Source organism: Staphylococcus sp. GDY8P94P, assembly GCF_017892255.1.
Lineage (GTDB): Bacteria > Bacillota > Bacilli > Staphylococcales > Staphylococcaceae > Staphylococcus > Staphylococcus cohnii.
The window spans coordinates 420,722-443,434 of the sequence record NZ_JAESKU010000001.1 but is presented as its reverse complement, the minus strand read 5'-3'; the positions used below and the strand labels follow the sequence as shown (position 1 = coordinate 443,434).

General features: G+C 32.0%; 22 protein-coding genes. 14 read left to right on the top strand and 8 right to left on the bottom strand.

Annotated elements, in window-relative coordinates; all coding sequences use genetic code 11:
* From KA926_RS02240 to mdh, 3 genes are all read left to right on the top strand, one after another.
* Window positions 1-300 carry a hypothetical protein gene (locus tag KA926_RS02240; RefSeq protein ID WP_107384445.1) on the top strand — a complete coding sequence of 100 codons (300 nt, stop codon included), beginning with the start codon at window positions 1-3 and terminating at the stop codon, window positions 298-300.
* 40 nt (window positions 301-340) lie between these two features.
* On the top strand, window positions 341-952 hold the full coding sequence (locus KA926_RS02235) for a DedA family protein (RefSeq protein ID WP_210143560.1): 612 nt from the start codon (window positions 341-343) through the stop codon (window positions 950-952).
* A 291-nt stretch (window positions 953-1,243) separates the two neighbouring features.
* Window positions 1,244-2,182: a malate dehydrogenase gene (gene mdh / locus KA926_RS02230; protein ID WP_107384447.1), complete on the top strand. Its 939-nt coding sequence runs from the start codon at window positions 1,244-1,246 to the stop codon at window positions 2,180-2,182.
* A 623-nt stretch (window positions 2,183-2,805) separates the two neighbouring features.
* Here the strand turns inward: mdh and KA926_RS13865 are convergent.
* The 3 genes from KA926_RS13865 to KA926_RS02220 form a co-directional block, all read right to left on the bottom strand.
* Window positions 2,806-3,081, bottom strand: coding sequence for a hypothetical protein (locus KA926_RS13865; protein ID WP_107385382.1), 276 nt, complete (start codon window positions 3,079-3,081; stop codon window positions 2,806-2,808).
* Complete coding sequence (locus KA926_RS02225) at window positions 3,078-3,653, bottom strand: DUF1361 domain-containing protein (protein ID WP_192959368.1); 576 nt, start codon at window positions 3,651-3,653, stop codon at window positions 3,078-3,080. The genes KA926_RS13865 and KA926_RS02225 overlap by 4 nt, the downstream gene beginning before the upstream one ends.
* Window positions 3,654-4,470: 817 nt before the next feature.
* A complete protein-coding gene (locus KA926_RS02220) occupies window positions 4,471-4,890 on the bottom strand; it encodes a PPC domain-containing DNA-binding protein (RefSeq protein ID WP_107384470.1) in 420 nt (139 codons plus the stop codon).
* A 207-nt stretch (window positions 4,891-5,097) separates the two neighbouring features.
* Here KA926_RS02220 and norA point away from each other — a divergent pair, with 207 nt between their 5' ends.
* The 11 genes from norA (at window position 5,098) to KA926_RS02165 (ending at window position 19,158) form a co-directional block, all read left to right on the top strand.
* Complete coding sequence (gene norA / locus KA926_RS02215) at window positions 5,098-6,258, top strand: multidrug efflux MFS transporter NorA (protein ID WP_107384469.1); 1,161 nt, start codon at window positions 5,098-5,100, stop codon at window positions 6,256-6,258.
* Window positions 6,259-6,712: 454 nt separating this feature from the next.
* Window positions 6,713-7,459 (top strand): hypothetical protein, encoded by a 747-nt coding sequence (locus KA926_RS02210; RefSeq protein ID WP_107386259.1) that lies wholly within the window; start codon window positions 6,713-6,715, stop codon window positions 7,457-7,459.
* A gap of 163 nt (window positions 7,460-7,622) precedes the next feature.
* Window positions 7,623-8,492 (top strand): UTP--glucose-1-phosphate uridylyltransferase GalU, encoded by an 870-nt coding sequence (galU, locus tag KA926_RS02205; RefSeq protein ID WP_107384467.1) that lies wholly within the window; start codon window positions 7,623-7,625, stop codon window positions 8,490-8,492.
* A 61-nt stretch (window positions 8,493-8,553) separates the two neighbouring features.
* Window positions 8,554-9,033, top strand: a complete 480-nt coding sequence (gene ybaK / locus KA926_RS02200) for a Cys-tRNA(Pro) deacylase (protein ID WP_119517605.1) — start codon at window positions 8,554-8,556, stop codon at window positions 9,031-9,033.
* 801 nt (window positions 9,034-9,834) lie between these two features.
* On the top strand, window positions 9,835-10,593 hold the full coding sequence (locus KA926_RS02195; RefSeq protein WP_107384464.1) for a DeoR/GlpR family DNA-binding transcription regulator: 759 nt from the start codon (window positions 9,835-9,837) through the stop codon (window positions 10,591-10,593).
* Window positions 10,590-11,513, top strand: a complete 924-nt coding sequence (gene pfkB, locus KA926_RS02190) for a 1-phosphofructokinase (protein WP_192959369.1) — start codon at window positions 10,590-10,592, stop codon at window positions 11,511-11,513. The genes KA926_RS02195 and pfkB overlap by 4 nt, the downstream gene beginning before the upstream one ends.
* Window position 11,514: 1 nt before the next feature.
* Window positions 11,515-13,452, top strand: a complete 1,938-nt coding sequence (locus tag KA926_RS02185) for a PTS fructose transporter subunit IIABC (RefSeq protein WP_107384462.1) — start codon at window positions 11,515-11,517, stop codon at window positions 13,450-13,452.
* A 168-nt stretch (window positions 13,453-13,620) separates the two neighbouring features.
* Window positions 13,621-14,781 carry an N-acetylglucosamine-6-phosphate deacetylase gene (nagA, locus tag KA926_RS02180; RefSeq protein WP_192959370.1) on the top strand — a complete coding sequence of 387 codons (1,161 nt, stop codon included), beginning with the start codon at window positions 13,621-13,623 and terminating at the stop codon, window positions 14,779-14,781.
* Between the two features lie 294 nt (window positions 14,782-15,075).
* Window positions 15,076-16,428: a hemolysin family protein gene (locus KA926_RS02175; RefSeq protein ID WP_119517609.1), complete on the top strand. Its 1,353-nt coding sequence runs from the start codon at window positions 15,076-15,078 to the stop codon at window positions 16,426-16,428.
* Window positions 16,429-16,685: 257 nt separating this feature from the next.
* Window positions 16,686-17,525 (top strand): aldo/keto reductase, encoded by an 840-nt coding sequence (locus tag KA926_RS02170; protein ID WP_107505433.1) that lies wholly within the window; start codon window positions 16,686-16,688, stop codon window positions 17,523-17,525.
* Window positions 17,526-18,057: 532 nt separating this feature from the next.
* Entirely contained in the window at window positions 18,058-19,158 is a 1,101-nt protein-coding gene (locus tag KA926_RS02165; RefSeq protein ID WP_192959371.1) for a glycosyltransferase family 2 protein, read from the top strand.
* A gap of 553 nt (window positions 19,159-19,711) precedes the next feature.
* On the opposite strand, the gene KA926_RS02160 is transcribed toward KA926_RS02165, so the two are convergent.
* From KA926_RS02160 to queC, 5 genes are all read right to left on the bottom strand, one after another.
* On the bottom strand, window positions 19,712-19,966 hold the full coding sequence (locus tag KA926_RS02160; protein ID WP_107384458.1) for a GlsB/YeaQ/YmgE family stress response membrane protein: 255 nt from the start codon (window positions 19,964-19,966) through the stop codon (window positions 19,712-19,714).
* A gap of 63 nt (window positions 19,967-20,029) precedes the next feature.
* On the bottom strand, window positions 20,030-20,623 hold the full coding sequence (locus tag KA926_RS02155; protein WP_107384457.1) for a hypothetical protein: 594 nt from the start codon (window positions 20,621-20,623) through the stop codon (window positions 20,030-20,032).
* A gap of 242 nt (window positions 20,624-20,865) precedes the next feature.
* Window positions 20,866-21,582: a 7-carboxy-7-deazaguanine synthase QueE gene (gene queE, locus KA926_RS02150; RefSeq protein ID WP_107386256.1), complete on the bottom strand. Its 717-nt coding sequence runs from the start codon at window positions 21,580-21,582 to the stop codon at window positions 20,866-20,868.
* The gene (gene queD, locus KA926_RS02145) at window positions 21,575-22,000 is read right to left on the bottom strand and encodes a 6-carboxytetrahydropterin synthase QueD (RefSeq protein WP_107384455.1); all 426 of its coding nucleotides are present in this window, start codon (window positions 21,998-22,000) and stop codon (window positions 21,575-21,577) included. The genes queE and queD overlap by 8 nt, the downstream gene beginning before the upstream one ends.
* Window position 22,001: 1 nt before the next feature.
* Window positions 22,002-22,667 (bottom strand): 7-cyano-7-deazaguanine synthase QueC, encoded by a 666-nt coding sequence (queC, locus tag KA926_RS02140; protein WP_192959372.1) that lies wholly within the window; start codon window positions 22,665-22,667, stop codon window positions 22,002-22,004.
* Window positions 22,668-22,713 lie beyond the last annotated feature (46 nt).

Here is a 22,713-nt window from a genome sequence, read left to right as displayed (position 1 = left end):
ATGAGTAATCAAAGTGAACAACACCTTAGAAATCAGTTTAGATTTCAACGCAATTTTATTAATTTTCCTTTTTTGGGTTTTGCAATAGTAATTGCTTTATTAAACATAATATATCCTGATATTAATTTAATGATGACATTATTTGGCCTGTTCTTTTTTTACAATGGTGCGATATTGTTTGTTGCGTTTATTAAACATTATAAACGCGTTATGGTATTAGCAATCATCTTAACCTTATTATCATTAGCACTATTTGGAATGACGATGTATTTATATGCTAAATCAAATAATTTACTATAATGTTCAATATTATTTGATTTAAATAATTAGGAGGGCATACATGGAGCAATGGATCACTCACTTTATGGAACAATATGGTTATTGGGGAATTGCTTTTCTAATATTTTTCGAGAATATCTTTCCACCTATACCATCTGAAATCATCTTAACCTTTGGTGGTTTTATGACTACACACTCTAACATGAATTTTATTGGTGTAACACTAACATCAACTGTGGGATCTGTTGTTGGAGCGATTGTCCTTTATGGCATTGGTGCTTGGATAGGAGAGCGAAATTTATATAAAGTTGTAGATCGTTATGGAAAAATCATACGAGTAAAAAGAAGTGATTTAGATAAAACACTGCAATGGTTTGAACAATACGGTTATTGGACGATATTTTTCTGTCGATTTGTACCGCTTTTAAGAAGTTTAATTTCAATTCCAGCCGGTTTAACACGTATGAACATGCCTTTGTTTTTATTATTTACAACAATTGGTACATTGATTTGGAATATCGTTTTAATTTATTTAGGACAAACAGTTGGTAGCAATTGGCATGTTATCGTGCACTATATGGATATTTACTCTAAAATTATTTATATCGTACTTATTATTCTAGCTGTTTTTATTATTTGGAAGTGGTTGAAACGCCAACGAAAACATAAGTGAAAGTGATGATAGTTAAACGAACTAACTCAATAAATTGAGAAGTGATTTAAGGATTACCTGAGCTAGCGCTCATGCATAAGTCCCACTAACTCAATAAATTGAGAAGTGGTTTAGGGATTACCTGAGCTAGCGCTCATGCATAAGTCCCACTAACTCAATAAATTGAGAAGTGATTTAAGGATTACCTGAGCTAGCGCTCATGCATAAGTCCCACTAACTCAATAAATTGAGAAGTGGGACTAAAAAATACTGAGACAATTCATTTGTCTAGCATTATAAGGGGCTGACATTATGACAAAACAAAAGATTTCTATTATAGGTGCTGGTAATACAGGATCTACCTTAGCTTTTATTATCGCTAAACATGAATTAGCGGATGTTGTATTGATTGATCAACCTAAAAATGAAGGACAGGTTAAAGGTAAAGCACTGGATATATTACAAAGTAGTCCAATTTATGGATTCGATGTAAATGTTTCAGGATCAGTAGATTATTCTGATACAAAAAATTCAGATATTGTTGTAATTACTGCAGGGGTACCACGTAAGCCTGGAATGAGCAGAGACGATTTGGTTAAAATAAATGAACAAGTAATGGAAGAAGTTACAAAAGAAATTGTTAAATACTCCCCAGAATGTAAAATAGTAGTGCTTACCAATCCAGTTGATGCAATGACTTATACAGTCTTGAAAGCATCAGGTTTTTCTAAAAAACGTGTTATTGGACAGTCAGGTATATTAGATACTGCAAGATATCAAACATTTATAGCAGAAGCTTTAGGTATCTCTATTAAAGATGTTAAAGGGTTAGTTCTAGGTGGTCATGGAGATACGATGCTTCCATTAGTAAATGCTACAAATGTTAATGGTGTTCCATTGACTAAATTATTAGATGAAACTACTATTAGCCAAATTATTGAACGCACTCGAAAGGGTGGTGCTGAAATAGTGGAATTACTAGGTACAGGTTCTGCTTATTATGCGCCAGCTTCGGCGGTATATAGTATGTTGGAAGCAATTTTGAAAGATCAACAACGTTTATTACCTGCCATCGCATATTTAGAAGATGAATACGGTTTTTCTGATATTTGCTTAGGTGTGCCTACAATATTAGGCGGAAATGGTATAGAACGCATTTTAGAGCTTACACTTTCGGATGAAGAATTAAAGCAATTACAAATTTCAGCAAATGCTGTTCAACAAGTGAAACAATCACTTAAAAATAAATAATTTAATATTTTAAAAAATAAAACCCACAGTAGTGTACTGTGGGTTCAGAACGTAGACAAATCCTTTGTATTAATTTGCGAAGGGTTTGTCTATTTTCTATTTATATAGTTTTTTCAAAATAGTAGTGGTCTTTCAAACCATTACTGGCCCTTTTACTAACCATATTGTTGTTTTTAAAAGATCCATGGCAACACAAATTAGCATGGTATCCATAGAAAATTTGTCATGTCGTCTATATCTCGTTCATCGCATACATGCTGTTCTTTTATATCGCCAAATCTTCTCTTAATTGTTTGACTTCGCAAATTATATTGTTTCTTTACAATATCAACAATGCTTTTCAATTTGGGAGTGAAAAGTATCTTTTTTCACAACTTCTTTGATTGTTTGTTTTATTGATTTGAGACAAAATAGTTTTTGAATAAGTAATATTTTTAGTGTGATATTGGCAGTTATTTGGGGCGACTCCTGCGGGAAGCGCACTAGCCGAAGACTACAGGCTAAGGCAGTGCCCGCGGAAAGCGTGCACAAAAAAACTGCCAACAAAGTCGGAGACTTTGTCGACAGTCTGAACCCACAGTAGTGTGTACTGTGGGTTTTTTATTATTTATTTTAGTTTGTGATTACATTCTGAAAATACAGATATATACCGCAACGTATTCAAAAAAAGTTAAAATATACATATATTTTAATCTTATCTTTGTTTTAATAGAAACATGCCAATTAGGATATTTTCGTTCATAATAAAATAATTGTAAATAAAATAAACCGATACCTAGTGGTAAACACATAAGCAAGATGCTTTTTGTGTATGAAAATCCTACGTCATGAAGTAAATGTCCAATAATTAATTGAAATACGATGAGTACAATAAGTAAAATTAAGATATTAAAAGTCATTTTGTACGTTGTACTCCTTTCGCAAATGTATAAATTAAAATTTGAAGTAATACCAATAATATGACAAATAGGAAAGCATCAAAATCTAAATGATTGATAACTTCTCTATAAATTCGAAGTGGTTCATTGATAATATAAACAGAATGCAAACGTAAGAACCGTCCAATATAAATACCTAAGCCATTTAAAGACATCATAATGAGTATAATGGTTCTATTTAACCAACGGTGAGTTGTAAAGTTTTCCATTTCTACAAACATCAAAATTAATAAATATAAAGCTAATAAGACGCCAGCAACTAAAAATGTAAAATACACCCATTCAACGATGATTAAACCTTGATAAAAATTAAAAGTAAATTGATTTAAATGTATTAAATCCGTAACCATATATAGCGTATTGGGCACCATGCATAAAAATATAAGCACAAAAACGATAAATAATGGCCATTCATATTTATATTTCGGTTTAAATAAATTTAATAGTAAGCATAATTCGAATGGAACATATGCTAGAAAGAGATTAAGCGTCATAAATTGATAAAATTGATTAAAGAAAATTGATATGATCATTAAAATTAAAAATATTGTTCTAGCAATGTAACGAGGGGCGATACTTACACCTACTTTCTTTTTGGATTTATATTTGTGTTAAGCACACAAGCTCATATAATTATTTTTATAGAGTATAACTATAGCTGAAGTTTAAAAAACAACTTTACCTGAAATGGAATTTTTATATAATCTTGTCTATGAAGTATTAGATATTGTTTTGTACATGATAATAAGAATTAATTTTAAACAACAAATAAAAATCCCCTTAAAAAGCTTATTGCCAAGGGAACATAAACGTAAAATTACGAACGTGATTTTTTATAATACAATTTATAGACAGAAATTTCAATTATAAACACTAGTCAAAATGAATGAAAACGTTTTATAGACAAAAACAAGTTAAACATAAATATTTATTTTCAAATAAGGGATAATCCATAAAATTTGGATTATCGTGTAAGACTTTTGCCAGTTGTCAATTAGTATAGTTCGATTCAATAGTTATTTACATAATCAATCCTTGAGCATCAACACGTTTCAAAATTGTAAAAAAGATACATGTTAATACAAAAAACAAATGGAGCATGGTAGTCGGCGATATTACAAAAATTTCATAAACGTATAAAAACGTTAATTTCTATATAATTTCAATAGAAATTAACGTTTATCCTTTAGGCAGAGATATTAATATACATGATGGTTGATTAGTATAGATTACTTTTTTTAATCCTTACTTATAAAAAATCATATTTAAATTGATATATTTTTATAAGTTAAATACAGTTAAAGTATTATTCGAATAATGTTAAAACCTTGTTGGGTGGGCGCCAATGAATTACAAATCTAATAGATTTAGGCCAATATCGGCATTGTGTTTACGATTTATATCTAAGTTTGTCATTGTAATGACGATTTCTGCAGTAGCTGAAACAACGGCTTTTGTTAAATGACCACTTAATGTTTCATATTGATTAGTACCAAAAGTTGCATGTAAATGTGCAAATGGCTTTTCATCAATATGAGAAATATTACCTAAAAGGCTAATTAATTCTAAAGGTTCTTTAATTTCTTTTTTTTCATAGGTTTTAGTATCTAAATTATAGAAATTTAATTCTACGTCATCACAAGCGCCGATACCACTGACTGTTCCAAATTTACCATTTTGCTCACGAGCAAGATCCGTTACAGCTTCAACAATGTCTTCACCTTGTTCTAAAACTAATACGATTGTATTGCCATCTACTTGATATACCATTTGAAAACCTCCATTCAAATTAATGCATTTAATATCATTATACAATTAATTATTTATGAGATGTATAATAGTGTTTGAAAATGTAAGTTTTTCTATTGTTTTTCTGTAGGAAAATGTTATAGAATGTTCTAATATTGTGCATTCCTCTAAATTAAAGATACAAAACAAGATGATGAAAAAAGTGTATAAAAGAATGGAGTGAGAAACGTGAATAAACAATTTTATATTTTATATTTTAATATCTTTTTAGTCTTTTTAGGTATAGGTCTAGTTGTACCAGTACTACCAGTATATTTAAAAGATTTAGGTTTAAAAGGTAGTGATTTAGGAATTCTTGTTGCGGTCTTTGCACTCGCACAAATGATTATTTCACCATTTGGTGGTACGCTTGCAGATAAATTAGGTAAAAAATTAATTATTTGTATTGGACTTGCACTTTTTGCAATTTCAGAATTCTTGTTTGCCGCAAGTCACACGTTTTCTCTACTAATCATTTCTAGAATATTAGGTGGTTTTAGTGCTGGAATGGTCATGCCTGGTGTTACTGGGATGATTGCGGATATTTCTATAGGAAAAGATAAAGCAAAGAATTTTGGTTATATGTCGGCGATCATTAATTCAGGCTTTATTTTAGGACCTGGTTTAGGAGGTTTGCTGGCGGAAGTATCGCATAGATTGCCGTTCTATGTGGCTGGTACAAGTGGTGTCGTGGCACTTATATTATCTATTACATTAATTAAAAATCCGAAAAATGAAACGCAAGATGGTTTTACACAATATCAACCTGAATTATTGGCTAAAATAAATTGGAAAGTGTTCCTCACTCCAGTCATTTTAACGCTAGTGCTTGCATTTGGTTTGTCTGCGTTCGAAACATTATTCCCTTTATATACAGCCGATAAAGCACATTATTCACCTATAGATATCTCCTTTGCAATTACCGGTGGCGGTATTTTTGGTGCGATATTCCAAGTGTTTTTCTTTGATAAGTTTATGAAATACTTTGAAGAGCTTACTTTTATTACGTATGCATTACTTTATTCAGCGATTATTTTACTTGCATTGACGTTTATGCATAGTTACTGGTCAATTATGATTATTAGTTTTATAGTATTTATTGGTTTTGATATGATTCGTCCAGCAATTACCAATTATTTTTCTAATATAGCTGGAAATCGTCAAGGATTTGCTGGTGGGTTAAATTCGACTTTTACCAGCATGGGGAATTTCATAGGCCCATTAGTAGCGGGTACATTATACGATATTAATTTTGAATTTCCACTGTATATGGCGATATTAGTGATGTTTATTGGTATGATCGTAATATTTTTTGAAAAAACAATTAGAAATCGTCTAAAAAAATCATAAATTTAATAAAAGACGCAGCCATTTTGCTATGGTTATTACTAAATGTTTATGAATGGCATGTAAAAATGAAAATGAATAATTATTTTATAAAAGACAAATTAGCTAATGTTATAGGAGTAAGAGATGAAATTAGAACTACCATTTTAATTTCGTCTCTTACTTTTTTATTAAGCAAATTAAACATGGCAATTTTTAAACATACGTTCATTAGCAAGATTGCTAAATATGTATGAAGTAACAGGATGTAATGGTTAATGAATTAAGTGATATAAGAATTGTCAGAATTTGTACATTAGAATTTCAAATATGACACGAATGTTAAATAAAGTTGCACACATAATATTCATGTTACAGAAATTACAATTGTTTTAAATTGTGGTCTATATAAGTTTTTTGTTAAATATTTGTGATAATATGTTGTTATTATTAAAGAGAGATGATTAAGGGGATAAAGTTGAAGAATTTACTATTATCAATATTGGCTTTCCTATTAACATGTTGTTTCATATTTTTATTAGTGTTAGTTACGAACCAACAAGTGCTTGCAAAAGTACATGAAACAATATCGAGTTATTCCGATACAAATAATGTTGCCCAATCCAAAGCAGGGGAAGAAAAAGCAGATTTTGATTCAAATGTGCCGGATGACACAAGACATGACGTGCCAAAAGAAAAGCCATATAATGCAAAAAACCACGAACCTATAGCAAAATTAGCAACACATGATTTGAATGATAAAGAGGCTGGCGAAATCAATTTGCCTCAATTTTCAGAAGCGCTAAATAAAGCGCAAAAAATGGTTGATAGTGATAACCATTCTGAAAATGAATATAATGACTATGGTATTGATAGTACATGTGAGGGGACATATTACTATATTTTCACTTTCAAGAATAAGCAACATCCCGAAACATATTATAGAGTAACTGTAGATCAAAATAATAAAGCAAGGATATTTGATGATGCTTATAAAGTGCAAAATCACCAAGACCAAGACAAACCGAGAATATCACCACATGAGTCAGAAGTAATAGCTCAAAAATATGCAAAAGATGCACTAGGAAACAATGCAACCTTGAAGCAAGTACATGCTTCAAAGCAAGGTATGTTTTATACATTTTATGATGCGACCGCTAAAAAAGAATATAAAGTTATTGTGAATAAACTGGGTGATGTCATACGTCAACCTGCACTAAAATAGGAAAATGAAAACATTCAACTTTTAGATTCTATTGAAGTTGGATGTTTTTTATTGTCATAAAAAGTATAAAGTTAAATGTATCGATGTTATTATTATATTAAGTTTAAACTGATTTATACTTTGATGAATATTTAATTAATAAAAATTGAAAAGGATGAATGTTTTGAAAAAAATAAAAAAAGCAATTATACCTGCAGCAGGATTAGGTACAAGATTTCTTCCGGCAACAAAAGCTATGCCAAAAGAAATGTTGCCGATTTTAGATAAGCCAACGATTCAATACATTGTAGAGGAAGCAGCTCGTGCTGGTATTGAGGATATTATTATTGTAACTGGTAAACACAAGCGAGCAATTGAAGATCATTTTGATAATCAAAAAGAATTAGAAATGATTTTAGAAGAAAAAGGAAAAACGGATCTATTAGAAAAAGTGAATTATTCTACAGAACTTGCTAATATTTTTTATGTAAGACAAAAAGAACAAAAAGGGTTAGGACATGCGATTTATTCAGCACGTCAATTTATTGGCAATGAACCTTTTGCGGTACTATTGGGTGATGATATTGTGGAGTCAACACAACCAGCCATTAAACAATTGATAGATACATATGAAGAAACTGGTAAATCTGTAATCGGTGTCCAAGAAGTGAATGAAAATGATACACATCGTTACGGCATCATTGATCCGTTAGGTAAAAGTGGGCGTCAATATGAAGTGAATCAATTTGTGGAAAAACCGAAACAAGGAACGGCACCTTCAAATTTAGCGATTATGGGGCGTTATGTGTTAACACCTGATATCTTTGAATATTTAGCAAACCAAGGTAAAGGCGCCGGTGGAGAGATTCAACTGACAGATGCTATTGAAAGAATGAATAAAGAAAGTCAAGTCTATGCCTACGACTTTGAAGGTGAGCGTTATGATGTCGGTGAAAAATTAGGTTTTGTAAAAACTACAATAGAATTCGCTTTAAAAGATCAAGAAATGAATGAAGCATTAACGAAATTCATTAAACAACTCAAGCTAGATTGATGATTTGGGATAAAATTATTTTGATATGCATAAAACATTTTTAATCATATGAGGTATCGAAATGAAACAAAAGAAAACAAATGCTATGCGCATGTTAGATCGTCAAAAGATAAAATACAATGTCAATACGTATGAAATCTCGGATGAACATATGGACGGCACTGAAGTAGCACACAAAGTTGGCATAGAAGATAAATACGTATATAAAACACTTGTTTTGGAAAATAGTCATCACCAACATTTTGTGTTTATCATTCCAGTAAGTGAAACTTTAGATATGAAGGCGGCAGCTAACGCCGTAAATGAAAAGAAATTACAATTAATGCCTTTAGATGAACTTAAAAACGTAACAGGTTATATTAGGGGCGGTTGTTCACCGATTGGAATGAAAAAACAATTTCAAACTATTGTCGATCAGCAAGCAACTTGTATAAATTCTCTTTATATTAGTGGCGGAGAACGTGGGGTACAGATTGAAATGACAGTTGATGATTTGATTAAAATAACTAATGCAAAAGTGTTGAACGTCACTCATCAATAACAATATAATAAGATAATTAAAATCACGAAGTGGTCATGATACCATTTCGTGATTATTTAATGGGCAGTAAGCAAACATATACCTTTTATAATATTATAAAATCACGAGCGTTAATGATTTGAAACTTTATTCGAATTTTGCGCTCTTTTTTTTATGCGTTTTTTAAATTGATGTTCTACGATCGTTAAAAACATAACGCTCAATGTAAAAAATGTGAGAACCATAGTTAAAACAAGCATAGAATCTATTGGAGATATAAGTAAAATTAACAACACGATAAAGTTACTAATATAAGCATATGTATAGAGTAAAATCATGGTTATTCGTATATATTTGTTCGTCGTTTGACTAAGAAATTGTAACAGGTTAAACCCCATTTGAAAAAACAACAGAATATACATAATCAACGTTTGAAAAAATACAAAGTCAGTTTTGAATTTTTCGCTTATATATATGTTGAGTATCATTAAAATAGCAAAGATCATTGCGATACTGATTCTGATTCTTTTTTCCCATTTTACTATAGATGATGGTTGCATAACTTCAAGACACACTCCTTGTAAGAAATAAGTGTAATAAAAAAAGGTTGTATAATACATAATTATTGTAACGTAATGAGATGTATTATCAAAATGTTCAAATGTGGTTATTAATACATAAATAAAAATCATAAATAATTGAGAAAAAGGAGGAATAACAAATTTTATTGGCTTAATATGATTGTTTTTGATTGTTTTTGATAAAAAATGATTGAAATAAGAAAGCGTAACCATTATAATGAAAATGAAATGAGGTGGAGGGATGATTACTGAAAAACGGCAGGAACTCATATTGACTGAATTGTCAAAAAAAGATTTTTTGACGTTACAGGAATTGATAGATCGAACAGGATGTAGTGCATCTACAATTCGCCGAGATTTATCCAAATTACAAAAAGTTGGGAAATTGAAAAGAGTGCATGGCGGCGCAATGTTAAACGACTCATCTATCTTAGAACCTAATTTAGCAGATAAACGCGGTACAAATTTAAAAGAAAAGCAAGAAATCGCACGGTTAGCAGCGCTGGAAATAGAAGATAATGAATGTGTTTTTATAGATGCTGGCTCGACTACACTTGAGATGATCCCTTACATCAGTGCACAAAATATTGTTGTTGTAACGAGTGGTTTGACGCATGTCGAAGAGCTAATTAAACAGGGTATTCGAACATTTATTTTAGGTGGAGAAATCAAATCGACAACATATGCGACAGTAGGTGCTAGCGCGCTTGAAACGTTGAAAAGCTATCGTTTTGATAAGGTATTCCTTGGTATGAATGGTATAGACATAAAATATGGTTTAACTACACCTGATGAGCAAGAAGCGATTATTAAAAAATACGCTATACATTTAGGCACAAACGCTTATATTTTAGCTGATCATGATAAATACGACAAGGTATATTTTGCACATGTGCCTGTAGAAACACAAGTTAGCATTGTTACTTCTAAAAAAGTAAAAGAGAGTGACATATTTAAGAAATATACTGAACATTATACATTTATTGGAGGTACACGATGATTTATACGGTAACTTTTAATCCCTCTATTGATTACATCATGTTTGCTGATGATTTTGAATTAAATGGATTAAACAGAGCGACAGAAACTTATAAATTTGCTGGAGGTAAGGGGATTAATGTTTCAAGAGTGTTGCAAACATTGAACGTACCTTCAACAGCCTTAGGATTTGCGGGTGGATTTCCGGGTCAATTTATAGATGACACTTTAAAAAAAGCAGGTATTCAAACTAATTTTATAGAGATAGATGAAGATACACGGATTAATGTAAAACTGAAAACTGGTGATGAAACAGAAATAAATGCACCAGGTCCAAATATTTCTCAAACACAATTTGAAAATCTACTCAGACAACTTAAACAAACTTCAAAAAAAGATATAGTAGTCGTGGCAGGAAGTATACCGAAAAGCGTCCCTAAAGATGCGTATGAGCAAATTGCAAAAATCATAAACCAAACAGGAGCTCGATTAGTCGTAGATGCTGAAAAAGATTTAGTGGAATCCGTATTAAAATACAATCCACTATTTATTAAACCGAACAAACATGAATTAGAAGTTATGTTTGATACAGCAATCAATTCGGATGAAGATGTTATCCATTACGCACAAGAAATTATGAAACAAGGAGCATCATCTGTGATTGTGTCACTTGGTGGCGAGGGTGCAGTTTATGTTGATCATAAACATAGTTTGAAGGCGTCAGTACCTCTTGGTCAAGTTGTCAATACAGTTGGTTCAGGTGATAGCACTGTTGCAGGCATGATAGCTGGACTTGAAACAGGTTTGACGATTGAAAACGCGTTTAAACAAGCAGTTTCTGCGGGAACAGCAACTGCTTTTAACGATGATTTAGCTTCATACAAAGCAATTGAAGATATTAAAGAACAAGTGACAATTACGACTCTAAAGGGGAGTGAATGAGATGAGAATTACAGAGTTATTAACTCAAGAGACAATAGCTATGGATCTTTCATCAACTGATAAGAATGGTGTCATAGACGAATTAGTGAATCAACTGGATAAAGCAAAGAAATTAAACGATGTATCAGTTTTTAAAGAAGCTATTTATAACCGTGAAGCGCAAAGTACGACTGGTATTGGAGAAGGTATTGCGATACCACATGCTAAAGTAGCAGCGGTAGATACGCCTGCTATCGCTTTTGGTAAATCTAAAGCGGGCGTAGATTATCAAAGTTTAGATATGCAACCGGCACATTTGTTCTTTATGATTGCGGCTCCAGAAGGTGGCGCACAAACACATTTAGATGCATTAGCAAAACTATCAGGTATTTTAATGGATGATAAAGTACGAGAAGATTTACTAAATGCAACGTCTCCTCAATCTGTGTTACAAATCATTGATAAAGCTGATGATGAAGCTACAGAAGAAGTAGAAGAAGATACTGAAAGCTCTGTTGCACCAGCTGACACAAATGAACCCTATATATTAGCAGTTACAGCTTGTCCAACGGGTATAGCACATACTTATATGGCTCGAGATGCTTTGAAAAAACAAGCTGAAAAAATGGGCGTTAAAATAAAAGTAGAAACAAATGGATCTGGCGGTATAAAAAATCATCTCACGAATGAAGATATCGAACGTGCTACTGGTGTTATTGTAGCGGCAGATGTACATGTTGAAACAGCGCGTTTTAATGGCAAGAATGTTGTTGAAGTACCGGTAGCTGATGGTATTAAACGCCCAGAAGAATTAATTAATATTGCTCAAGATACTTCACGTAAACCGTTTGTAGCGAGTGCTGATTCAAGTAAAGTACAATCAGAAAGTAATGAAAAACAAGGTGTGGGCAAGACAATTTATAAACATTTGATGAACGGTGTTTCTAATATGCTACCACTTGTTATAGCTGGTGGTATTTTAATGGCTATCGTGTTCTTATTTGGTGCAAACTCGTTTGATCCAAAAAGTTCAGATTACAACGCATTCGCAGAACAATTATGGAATATAGGTAACAAGAGTGCCTTTATGTTAATTATTCCTATACTTGCTGGTTATATAGCACGTAGTATAGCGGATAAACCAGGTTTCGCAGCTGGTTTAGTTGGTGGTTTGTTAGCTAGTACAGGTGATTCAGGCTTTATCGGCGGCATACTTGCAGGTTTCTTAGCAGGTTATTTAACATTAGGCATCAAGAAATTAACAAATGGTATGCCACAATCTCTAGAAGGTTTAAAACCAACTTTAATTTTCCCAGTATTCTCTGTATCTATAACAGGTTTACTGATGATTTATGTTTTAAATCCTCCAGCATCTTGGTTAAATAATTTATTGCTGAATGGATTACAAAGTTTATCAGGTACTAACATTATGCTATTGGGTCTTGTTATTGGTGCGATGATGGCTATTGATATGGGAGGTCCATTTAATAAAGCAGCTTATGTATTCGCTGTAGCTGCATTGACAGAAGGTAATGCAGCACCAATTACAGCAGCGATGATTGGCGGTATGGTGCCACCGATTGCTATTGCAACAGCAATGTTACTGTTCCGTAAAAAATTCACTAAAGAACAAAAAGGTTCTATTGTTCCAAACTATGTGATGGGGCTATCCTTTATTACTGAAGGAGCAATTCCATTTGCCGCAGCTGACCCTATTCGTGTAATCCCGTCTATGATGGTGGGTTCAGGTGTAGCAGGTGCAATTGCATTAGGTTTAGGATCATCCATTCAAGCACCACATGGTGGTATTATTGTTATATTAGGAACAGACTTTAGTCACGTATTGCAATCATTGATAGCAATCATTATTGGAGCTATCATAGCAGCAGTTATTTATGGTATGTTAAAACCAAAATTAACTAAAGAAGAGATACAAAATTCAGAAGCGATGAATGATTAAAATTACAGAGATTCATAAAGAAAAGCCAGAAGAAACTCATGATTGAGTGAAACTTCTGGTTTTTTTTATTTGCTTTTGAATATAATATAAGCGTTGAATTTGGTAAAATAAATTACAAGTGATGCAAGAAAATTTTAACCTAAAATAATTGAAAAGAAGGTAATATAAATGGTTGAATATGTAATTGAAAATGGACGAATATATACTGAAACTGAAACCATTGATTGCGGTTATATCATCATTAAATCTGGTAAAATTGCTGGTTTAGGTGTAGGAAAGTATGAAGGTGATTTACAAACGATAGATGCACAAGGGCATCATATTCTACCTGGTTTTATTGATATTCATATGCATGGTGGTTACGGGGAAGATGCAATGGATGCATCGATGACGGGCTTAAAACATTTGTCAGCGTCATTGTTATCTGAAGGTACAACGAGTTATTTAGCAACTACAATGACACAATCAGATGAGAATATTACAAATGCGCTCAAAAATATAGCTGCATATCAAACACAACAAGATACGTTAAATACAGCTGAAATTGTGGGTATCCATTTAGAAGGTCCGTTTATTTCTGAACATAAAGTAGGCGCGCAAAATCCTGGTTATGTCCAACGGCCTTCAGTGGAAAAATTAAAATACTTCCAAAATATAGCGAACAATCACATCAAAGTTATCACATTTGCACCTGAAGTCGATGGCGCTAAAGAAACATTGGCAGCTTTTAAAGATCAAATTATATTTTCAATTGGACATACAGTTGCGACATTTGATGAGAGCAATGAAGCGGTGGAAAACGGCGCCAAACACGTAACGCATTTATATAATGCTGGTACACCTTTTGAACATAGAGAACCAGGACTATTCGGTGCGGCATGGGTTAATGATAAATTGAACACTGAAGTTATTGTCGATGGGATTCACTCACATCCTGCTGCTGTAAATATCGCATATAAACAAAAAGGAAATGAACATTTCTATTTAATTACAGATGCTATGCGAGCAAAAGGCATGCCAGATGGAGAATATGATTTAGGTGGCCAAAATGTCATCGTAAAAGACTCAGAAGCACGTTTAGTTTCAGGAGCATTAGCAGGAAGTATTTTAAAAATGAATACTGGTTTGCATAATCTTCTTAAATTTACAGGTGATTCATTGGATAATCTATGGCGTGTCACTAGTTTGAATCAGGCAATTGCTTTAAACATTGACGATAAAAAAGGTAGCTTGAAAGCGGGTAAAGATGCAGATATTGTCATCGTGAACGATGATATTGAAGTTCAAACAACTATCAAAAATGGTGAAATACATCAATTTCTTAAGTAATCATTATTTTAGAATAAATATTATTTAGGACAAATGATGTAAAATTTAGAAAGTTGACGCGAAGGTAATTTTGCGTTTAAATGGTACATTAGGTGAATATAAATTTTAATATGTATAAATTACTTTCGAAACAACTATTATGATAAAATAAAAGAAATGCGTATTTTTAGGGAGGTGTTACAATGGGAAGGATTTAGCATATAATACAAACTTTAACAATTATATAATATTTTATAAGCAGTCACCTATTGTGACACAAAATTTGGAGGTGAATCCCTAGAAATAGGGAACTAATTGGAAACAGTGACCATAATAAATTTAGTAATATTCTTTTTTTTAATAGCATTAACTACAGTCTTCGTAGGATCAGAATTCGCATTAGTTAAAGTGCGTACTACTAGGATTGAACAACTTGCAACAGAAGGCAACGGTAGTGCACGTGTTGTTAAAAAGATGATTAAAAACTTAGACTATTACTTATCAGCATGTCAATTGGGTATTACCGTGACATCTTTAGGATTAGGTTGGTTAGGTGAACCAACATTTAACAAGTTGCTACACCCATTATTTGAATTAATCCATTTACCTGAAGCACTAACGACAACTTTTTCATTTATAGTAGCGTTTATCATTGTGACATATTTGCATGTTGTCTTGGGTGAATTAGCACCGAAAACGCTTGCTATCCAATATACCGAAAAATTGGCACTATTTTATGCTAGACCGCTATATTATTTCGGATTTATAATGAAGCCATTAATTTGGTTAATGAATGGTTCAGCAAGAATGATTATTCGTATGTTTGGTGTGGATCCTGATGCAAATAATGATGCTATGTCAGAAGAAGAAATAAAAATTATAATAAATAATAGTTATAATGGCGGAGAAATCAATCAAACAGAATTAGCATATATGCAAAATATCTTTTCTTTTGATGAAAGACATGCTAAGGATATCATGGTACCGCGTACACAAATGGTTACACTAAATGAGCCATTTAATGTAGATGAATTATTAGAAACAATTAAAGAACATCAATTCACGCGTTATCCAATTACAGAAGATGGCGATAAAGACCATGTAAAAGGGTTTATTAACGTAAAAGAATTTTTAACAGAGTATGCTTCTGGTAAACCGATGAAAGCAAGTAACTATATCCACGATTTGCCAATGATTTCCGAAACTACTAGAATCAGTGATGCGCTTATCAGAATGCAGCGCGAACATGTTCACATTAGTTTAATTATTGATGAATATGGTGGTACTGCAGGTATTTTAACCATGGAAGATATATTAGAAGAAATTGTCGGTGAAATTCGTGATGAGTTTGACGATGATGAAGTCAATGATGTTCTCAGACTAAGTGATAATAAATACCAAATTAACGGTAGAGTGTTATTAGATGATCTAAACGATCAATTTGGTATTGAATTTGAGGATTCTGAAGATATAGATACAATTGGTGGTTGGTTACAAGCACATAATACCAACTTACAACCAAATGATTATGTAGATACACAATATGATCGTTGGGTAATATCGGAAGTGGATAATCATCAAATTATCAATGTTATCTTAGAGTTTGAATATCATGAAACACGTCCAACTCGAGAAGAAGATGAAGACGAAGAAAATAGTGATAATTAAGCTGCGAATGATGATAATTCAGTGATGTTTGAGTTTTTAACATAGCAATTATCATTTGCTAGCAAAATATCAACATATATTTTGCACCATACGCATACAACTTGTATTATAAAAATGAGTAAGTATTGCAAAAACTGGGACATCAATCAATGTCCCAGTTTTTTTATAATCATCTTAATAGCAAATTATGTGAATAGGGTTTTTTTATTTAAAGGATGAAAATATATATTTATACTAATAAAGAGGAGGATAAATTTATGATAGAAGATACATATTATTTAAATAATGGTTATCCTATGCCGAAAATCGGTTTGGGTGTTTACAAAATCACTGATGAGGAAATGGAAAAAGCGATATCTAGCGCTTTAGATATCGGTTACCGTGCTTTTGATACAGCTTACTTTTATAAAAATGAAATTGCATTAGGCAACGCTTTGAAAAAATCCGATGTACCTCGTTCTGAATTGTTTATTACTTCAAAGATATGGAATGATTATCAAGGATATAATAAAACAATTGAATTTTTCACAAAATCTATAGAGAATTTAGGCACTGATTATTTAGATTTATTTTTAATACATTGGCCATGTGAAGAAGATGGACTTTTTATTGAAACATATAGAGCGATGGAAAAATTATACAAAGAAGGTCGAATACGCGCAATTGGTGTATGTAACTTTAAGCAACATCATTTAGAAAAATTGATGGCTGAGACAGAAATTACGCCTGCAGTAAATCAGGTGGAGGTACATCCTTATTTCAATCAGCATGAATTACAAGATTTTTGTGATAAGCATGATATCGCCGTGACAGCTTGGATGCCGCTCATGCGAAACCAAGGTTTACTTGAACATCCTATCATTGTTGATATTGCTGAACGTTATAGTAAAACACCTGCGCAAATCGTGTTGCGTTGGCATTTAGCACATAACCGTTTGATTATACCTAAATCTAAAACGCCAAAACGTATTAAAGAAAATTATGAAATTTTTGATTTTAATTTAGAATTAACAGACATTGCTGAAATCGATAATCTAAATCGAGATGCACGTCAAGGTAAAGATCCTGATCAAGTGCGTATAGGTGATTTGAAATAATTTATTTAAAGTAGCAAGTTTAAATCGTTTTATCAGCATGTGTTGCTGAATAATAATTACAAAATTAATAAGTGGCAATTATAATCAATGGTCTATTTTCTGTAACATATTCCTAAAAGGTTGTAAGCCGATTATTTTATATCGTGTAAGATAGAGAATCGTTTTAATGACACTTAATTCTCTATCTTATTTTTTTAATTTTACTAATATTAGGTTTTGTTTCCATTTCTGACAAATAGTTGATAAACTAGATGGACAAAGTTACAACTTTTTACAAAAAAGATATAGAGCAATATTTATGTATATATATAATCTGTTTTATTAGAAAAATTTGAAAATTGTATTTTAGATTTTCTTTATTATACAAATCATTGATGTTCTCTGTTTTAGCAATTTTTTTAAAAGCGTGTAAGTTTTATAATTAAATATTAAGGAAATATAAAAATTATGTAAATCTAAATGAAAAGAATGGCGAAATAACTGTAAATATTGGTAAAGTGAAATTGAAGTAATTGAAATGAAGGTGTTTATTATGCAGATAAGAGTTATAGTGCCATGTTATAACGAAGGTGAAGTAATATTAAAAACATACCATAGGTTAACTGAAATACTAGAAAAAGATAGTCTTAACCGTCACTATAACTATGATTTACTATTTGTAGATGATGGTAGCCATGATAAAACGATTAATTATATTCAAGAAATGGCAGCTCATGATGAACATGTGAAATATATTTCGTTCAGTAGGAATTTCGGTAAAGAATCAGCGATGATAGCCGGTTTCCAACACAGTTTGGAATGTGATGCTGTTGTGATGATTGATGCTGATTTACAGCACCCGCCAGAGCTTATACCACAGATGATTGATAGTTATTTGGATGGCTATGATCAAGTCGTCGCAAAACGTGATAGAACAGGTGAAAAACGTTCGAGAAAATTTTTAACTAAATGTTATTATAAAATGATTAATCACTTTGTTGAGGATATTAAATTAGAAGATGGCGTTGGAGATTTTAGGTTGCTTAGTCAACGCGCACTACACTCACTAACATCGTTAAATGAATATAATCGTTTTTCAAAAGGATTGTATGAATGGATAGGTTATAATACTAAGGTTTTCACTTATGAAAACGTTGAAAGAGAAGAAGGTACATCTAAATGGTCATTTGGTAAATTATTAAACTATGGAATAGATGGCTTGATTTCATTTAATAATAAGCCGTTACGGGCTATGATTTATTTAGGACTTATCGTATTTTTTGTGAGTCTACTTTATATTGTATTTAGTTTTGGTAATATTATGATTAATGGTGTGAAAACACCAGGGTACTTTTCAACAATTGCAGCTATTTTATTACTTGGAGGTATCCAACTTATTTCAATAGGTATTGTAGGCGAATATATCGGTAGGATATATTATGAAGTAAAACAGCGCCCAAAATATATTGTTCAAGTATCTAATTTGAAACCAATACACAAAACAACAGGACTGGGCTCTGAAATAGAAATGTCTGAATATCCAGAAGAAACAGAAGAAAATAATGAAAACAGAATAAATAGAGAAGAGCATTTTTATGTACCGTCACATAAGGTGGAAACTGAAAAAAATAAGACGCTCGTTAAACACAGGTAATTCTAGCTCTCAGTCTATGCTAAAAGCGTAGGTTGAGGGCTTTGTGTATAAACAGAATGATTATCACGATTTTGACCTTACATGCTTGGAGATATGATTTGAGGCTGTAGTCTTTCACGCATATCAATCTCAAGCATTAGCACATTACAAAATTGTATAAGAACCAAATTAGTTAAATACTCTTAAAAGCAAAAATAAAAATGTTATAGTCAAAGAAATTTTGATACAGAAGTAATGTTTAGTTTTATAAAGGTTGTTTTAGATTTTAGGTTATTGTTGAGCCCGTACACACAAAGTTAAAATAACAACTAAAGGTTATACGAATGACATTTTACGAAAGATAAAAGATAGATTATAAACCCTCAAGATAATAACACTTTAAAAAACAAAAAACGCCAATTTCTATAGTATGTTAATAGAAATTGACGCTTATTTTTGTTTTAGATTTTAGTATTCCTGAGTGCTTTCACTATATAGTCATCTTCTGTCGATATAGAAACTATGACATTAAGTTTCAGGAATTTCTTTTAAAACTAAAAATTTAACAAACCAATTATTTTTTACGTAATTTACCCAAAATAAATGATAAAAGGGCAACAAGAATAATTGTTCCAAGTAGTGCAGGGAAGATAGCGATACCGCCTAAGTGCCAACCCCAATCACCTAATATCCATGAACCTAGTGCAGAACCTACGATACCAGCAATAATATTACCTAAAATACCTCCTGGGATATCTTTACCGACGATACCACCAGCAATCCAGCCAATCAAACCGCCGACAATTAACATAATAATAAATCCAAACATAAGTATACCTCCTTTTTAAATATCATCATCAATTACTACATACCACAAAATATAATTTGCTAATCATTTTTTTGAAAAAAATATATTCTGCCATAATAAAAAAAGTAAGAATAATAAATGTACAATAATAAAGGCATACCAATAAGGTGTTAATAAAGGCATGATTGTAAAAGATAATACAATAATAATTTGCCCAATTACTACTGGTTTTCGAATACGATTCAAGATTTTAATTTGTTCTTTTTCATGTGTTTGGAATGTACTATAGAACAATAAAGTTGCACCTATGAGAAAAATAGCTGGAGCTAAATACGGAATGGACATATAGTAAGAATCTTTACTTGTATCGAATGAAAGGATTAAAGACGTACTCATGATAATCGTTAAAATAAAACCAATAAATTTTTGATCAGTTATCACATATGTTTTTGTTTTTTTATTGAGATACAATTGCAATAATGTCCAAATAATCAATTGGGTGCAAGTGTAGAATGTTATGTAATCGTATTTACCAACAAAGACTAAATTGATGATACTGTTAATAGTTATTGATAAAAGTATAGAGCTAAACTTAAGTTGTTTGAAATTCTGACGATATAAATCAATACCGAGTATGATTACTACCGTAGCTATATTTATGATTATATTTATTAGCATGTTGCTCTCCTAACCTAGATACTTCACTGCAACATTATATCAATTAAGTTAGATTTAATCATTTAATAACAGTTGATGTTTTAAAAAATTATAAGTCATTATCCGACATATTGTAAAAATGTTATTATTTTTAATAATTATATTTACAGTGACAATCATTGCTATATTTAATGTACAAAAGAAAAACCGGTTTATTGTATAGACAAAGAGCATTATACAACGAACCGGTTGATTTACTCAATTTAAACACCTTTTTTATTACTCCAAAGTAAAGTGTGTAATTGAGGTAATACATATACATTATTCATGTCACTACTATCCATAACACGATTAACAAGGGCTTCATATAGTGAAAGTAACTTTTCTGTATGAGATTCGACATATTCTCCATCTAGATATGGATTCCCAACTTGTAAATAAAATGGCACATTAGGATATCTATGATGAATCATTTTTGCGAATTCAAAGTCATCGTCATCAAAAATAACTACTTTGAGATTGAGTGTTTCTGGCTTACATTTAGCAATGACATCATCTAAAATAGGTAAATTTGGTTTCATCATTGAACTAGGTGGTTTTGGACTAATTGTTAAATCATCAATTTGTGTCATCCATGGCTGGAATTTGCTTCCTTGGGTTTCTAAAGCGCTTTGTATACCTTTTTCTTCGAATAAATCGACTAAGGCTTGAATACCTTTTATTAAAGCTGGATTACCTCCTGAAATTGTTACGTGGTTAAATGATTCACCTGCAATGTCATATAATTTCTCATAAATCTCTGTTGCATCCATCATGCGTATTTCTTCTTTAGCACTGCCATCCCATGTAAAACTGGAGTCACACCAACTACAACGGTAATCACATCCGGCTGTACGTACAAACATGGTTTTACGACCGATTACACGGCCTTCACCTTGTATCGTTGGACCAAAAATTTCAAGCACAGGTATTTTACTCATCATTTAGCTCCTTTGGTCGATATATGACATAACTTGTTGGCGTTTCTCTAACATAAACTTGTAAGCATTGTGGTTTGTTTGGTCTTTGATCTAATGAGGATTGGACCATCTCATATATCGTTTGTGCAACAATTTCAGTCGATGGACTTTTACCTTCAAATTGAGGTAACTCATTCAATAATTGGTGGTCGAATTGTCCGTGAACGAGTTGCTTCAATTCACTAAAATTCACTAAAAATCCATTATGGTCTACGGTATCTCCACCGATTGTTAAGTTGACAAAATAAGTATGTCCATGCGTACGCATGCATTTTCCAGCGTCTTCACTTGGGATATAATGCGCAGCTGAAAAATTAAAATCCTTATTAAGTTCAAATTGGTAATTGTGGTTCACACTCGGATAATTTTGTTGGAACATATTAATTCGCTCCTTTTTCTTTTAAATAAGCATTAAGACTACGTGCGCGTAATTTACAGGCAGGGCATTCGCCGCAACCTTCACCAATAATACCGTTATAACAAGTTAACGTTCGATTTCTAACATAGTCTAATACACCGAGCTCATCACTCAATGCCCATGTTTGTTTCTTATCAAGCCACATTAACGGTGTATGAATAACGAAATCTTTATCCATAGAGAGCGAAAGTGTAACGTTCATTGACTTTATAAAGTTATCCCGACAATCAGGGTAACCAGAAAAGTCTGTTTCACATACGCCTGTGATAATATGTTTTGTATTTGTTTGATAAGCTAGGGCGCCAGCAAATGATAAGAACAACAAGTTACGTGCAGGTACAAAAGTGTTTGGCATGCCGTCTTCATCTATATCGATGTCATGTTGTGTGAGTGCATTAGGAGTGAGTTGAGATAATAGTGACATATCAAGTACATGGTGTTCGACTGCTTGCTCCTTGGCGATTTGTTTTGCAACTTGAATTTCTGTATCGTGCCTTTGTCCATATTCAAAAGTTACTAAGACTACTTCATCAAAATGTTTTTTTGCCCAAAATAAACAGGTTGTACTGTCTTGGCCCCCGCTAAAAACGACGATGGCTTTATTATTGTTTAATGGCTGTTGTGTCATTATAGTTTACACTCCTTAAAATATCGTGCTAGCTTTGCCATATAAA

Coding starts and splice junctions, on each gene's coding strand:
- KA926_RS02240 (WP_107384445.1), top strand. CDS start 1: ATGAGTAATCAAAGTGAACAACACCTTAGAAATCAGTTTAGATTTCAA.
- KA926_RS02235 (WP_210143560.1), top strand. CDS start 341: ATGGAGCAATGGATCACTCACTTTATGGAACAATATGGTTATTGGGGA.
- mdh (WP_107384447.1), top strand. CDS start 1,244: ATGACAAAACAAAAGATTTCTATTATAGGTGCTGGTAATACAGGATCT.
- KA926_RS13865 (WP_107385382.1), bottom strand. CDS start 3,081: ATGACTTTTAATATCTTAATTTTACTTATTGTACTCATCGTATTTCAA.
- KA926_RS02225 (WP_192959368.1), bottom strand. CDS start 3,653: ATGATCATATCAATTTTCTTTAATCAATTTTATCAATTTATGACGCTT.
- KA926_RS02220 (WP_107384470.1), bottom strand. CDS start 4,890: ATGGTATATCAAGTAGATGGCAATACAATCGTATTAGTTTTAGAACAA.
- ybaK (WP_119517605.1), top strand. CDS start 8,554: ATGAAACAAAAGAAAACAAATGCTATGCGCATGTTAGATCGTCAAAAG.
- KA926_RS02195 (WP_107384464.1), top strand. CDS start 9,835: ATGATTACTGAAAAACGGCAGGAACTCATATTGACTGAATTGTCAAAA.
- pfkB (WP_192959369.1), top strand. CDS start 10,590: ATGATTTATACGGTAACTTTTAATCCCTCTATTGATTACATCATGTTT.
- KA926_RS02185 (WP_107384462.1), top strand. CDS start 11,515: ATGAGAATTACAGAGTTATTAACTCAAGAGACAATAGCTATGGATCTT.
- nagA (WP_192959370.1), top strand. CDS start 13,621: ATGGTTGAATATGTAATTGAAAATGGACGAATATATACTGAAACTGAA.
- KA926_RS02170 (WP_107505433.1), top strand. CDS start 16,686: ATGATAGAAGATACATATTATTTAAATAATGGTTATCCTATGCCGAAA.
- KA926_RS02165 (WP_192959371.1), top strand. CDS start 18,058: ATGCAGATAAGAGTTATAGTGCCATGTTATAACGAAGGTGAAGTAATA.
- KA926_RS02160 (WP_107384458.1), bottom strand. CDS start 19,966: ATGTTTGGATTTATTATTATGTTAATTGTCGGCGGTTTGATTGGCTGG.
- KA926_RS02155 (WP_107384457.1), bottom strand. CDS start 20,623: ATGCTAATAAATATAATCATAAATATAGCTACGGTAGTAATCATACTC.
- queE (WP_107386256.1), bottom strand. CDS start 21,582: ATGAGTAAAATACCTGTGCTTGAAATTTTTGGTCCAACGATACAAGGT.
- queD (WP_107384455.1), bottom strand. CDS start 22,000: ATGTTCCAACAAAATTATCCGAGTGTGAACCACAATTACCAATTTGAA.
- queC (WP_192959372.1), bottom strand. CDS start 22,667: ATGACACAACAGCCATTAAACAATAATAAAGCCATCGTCGTTTTTAGC.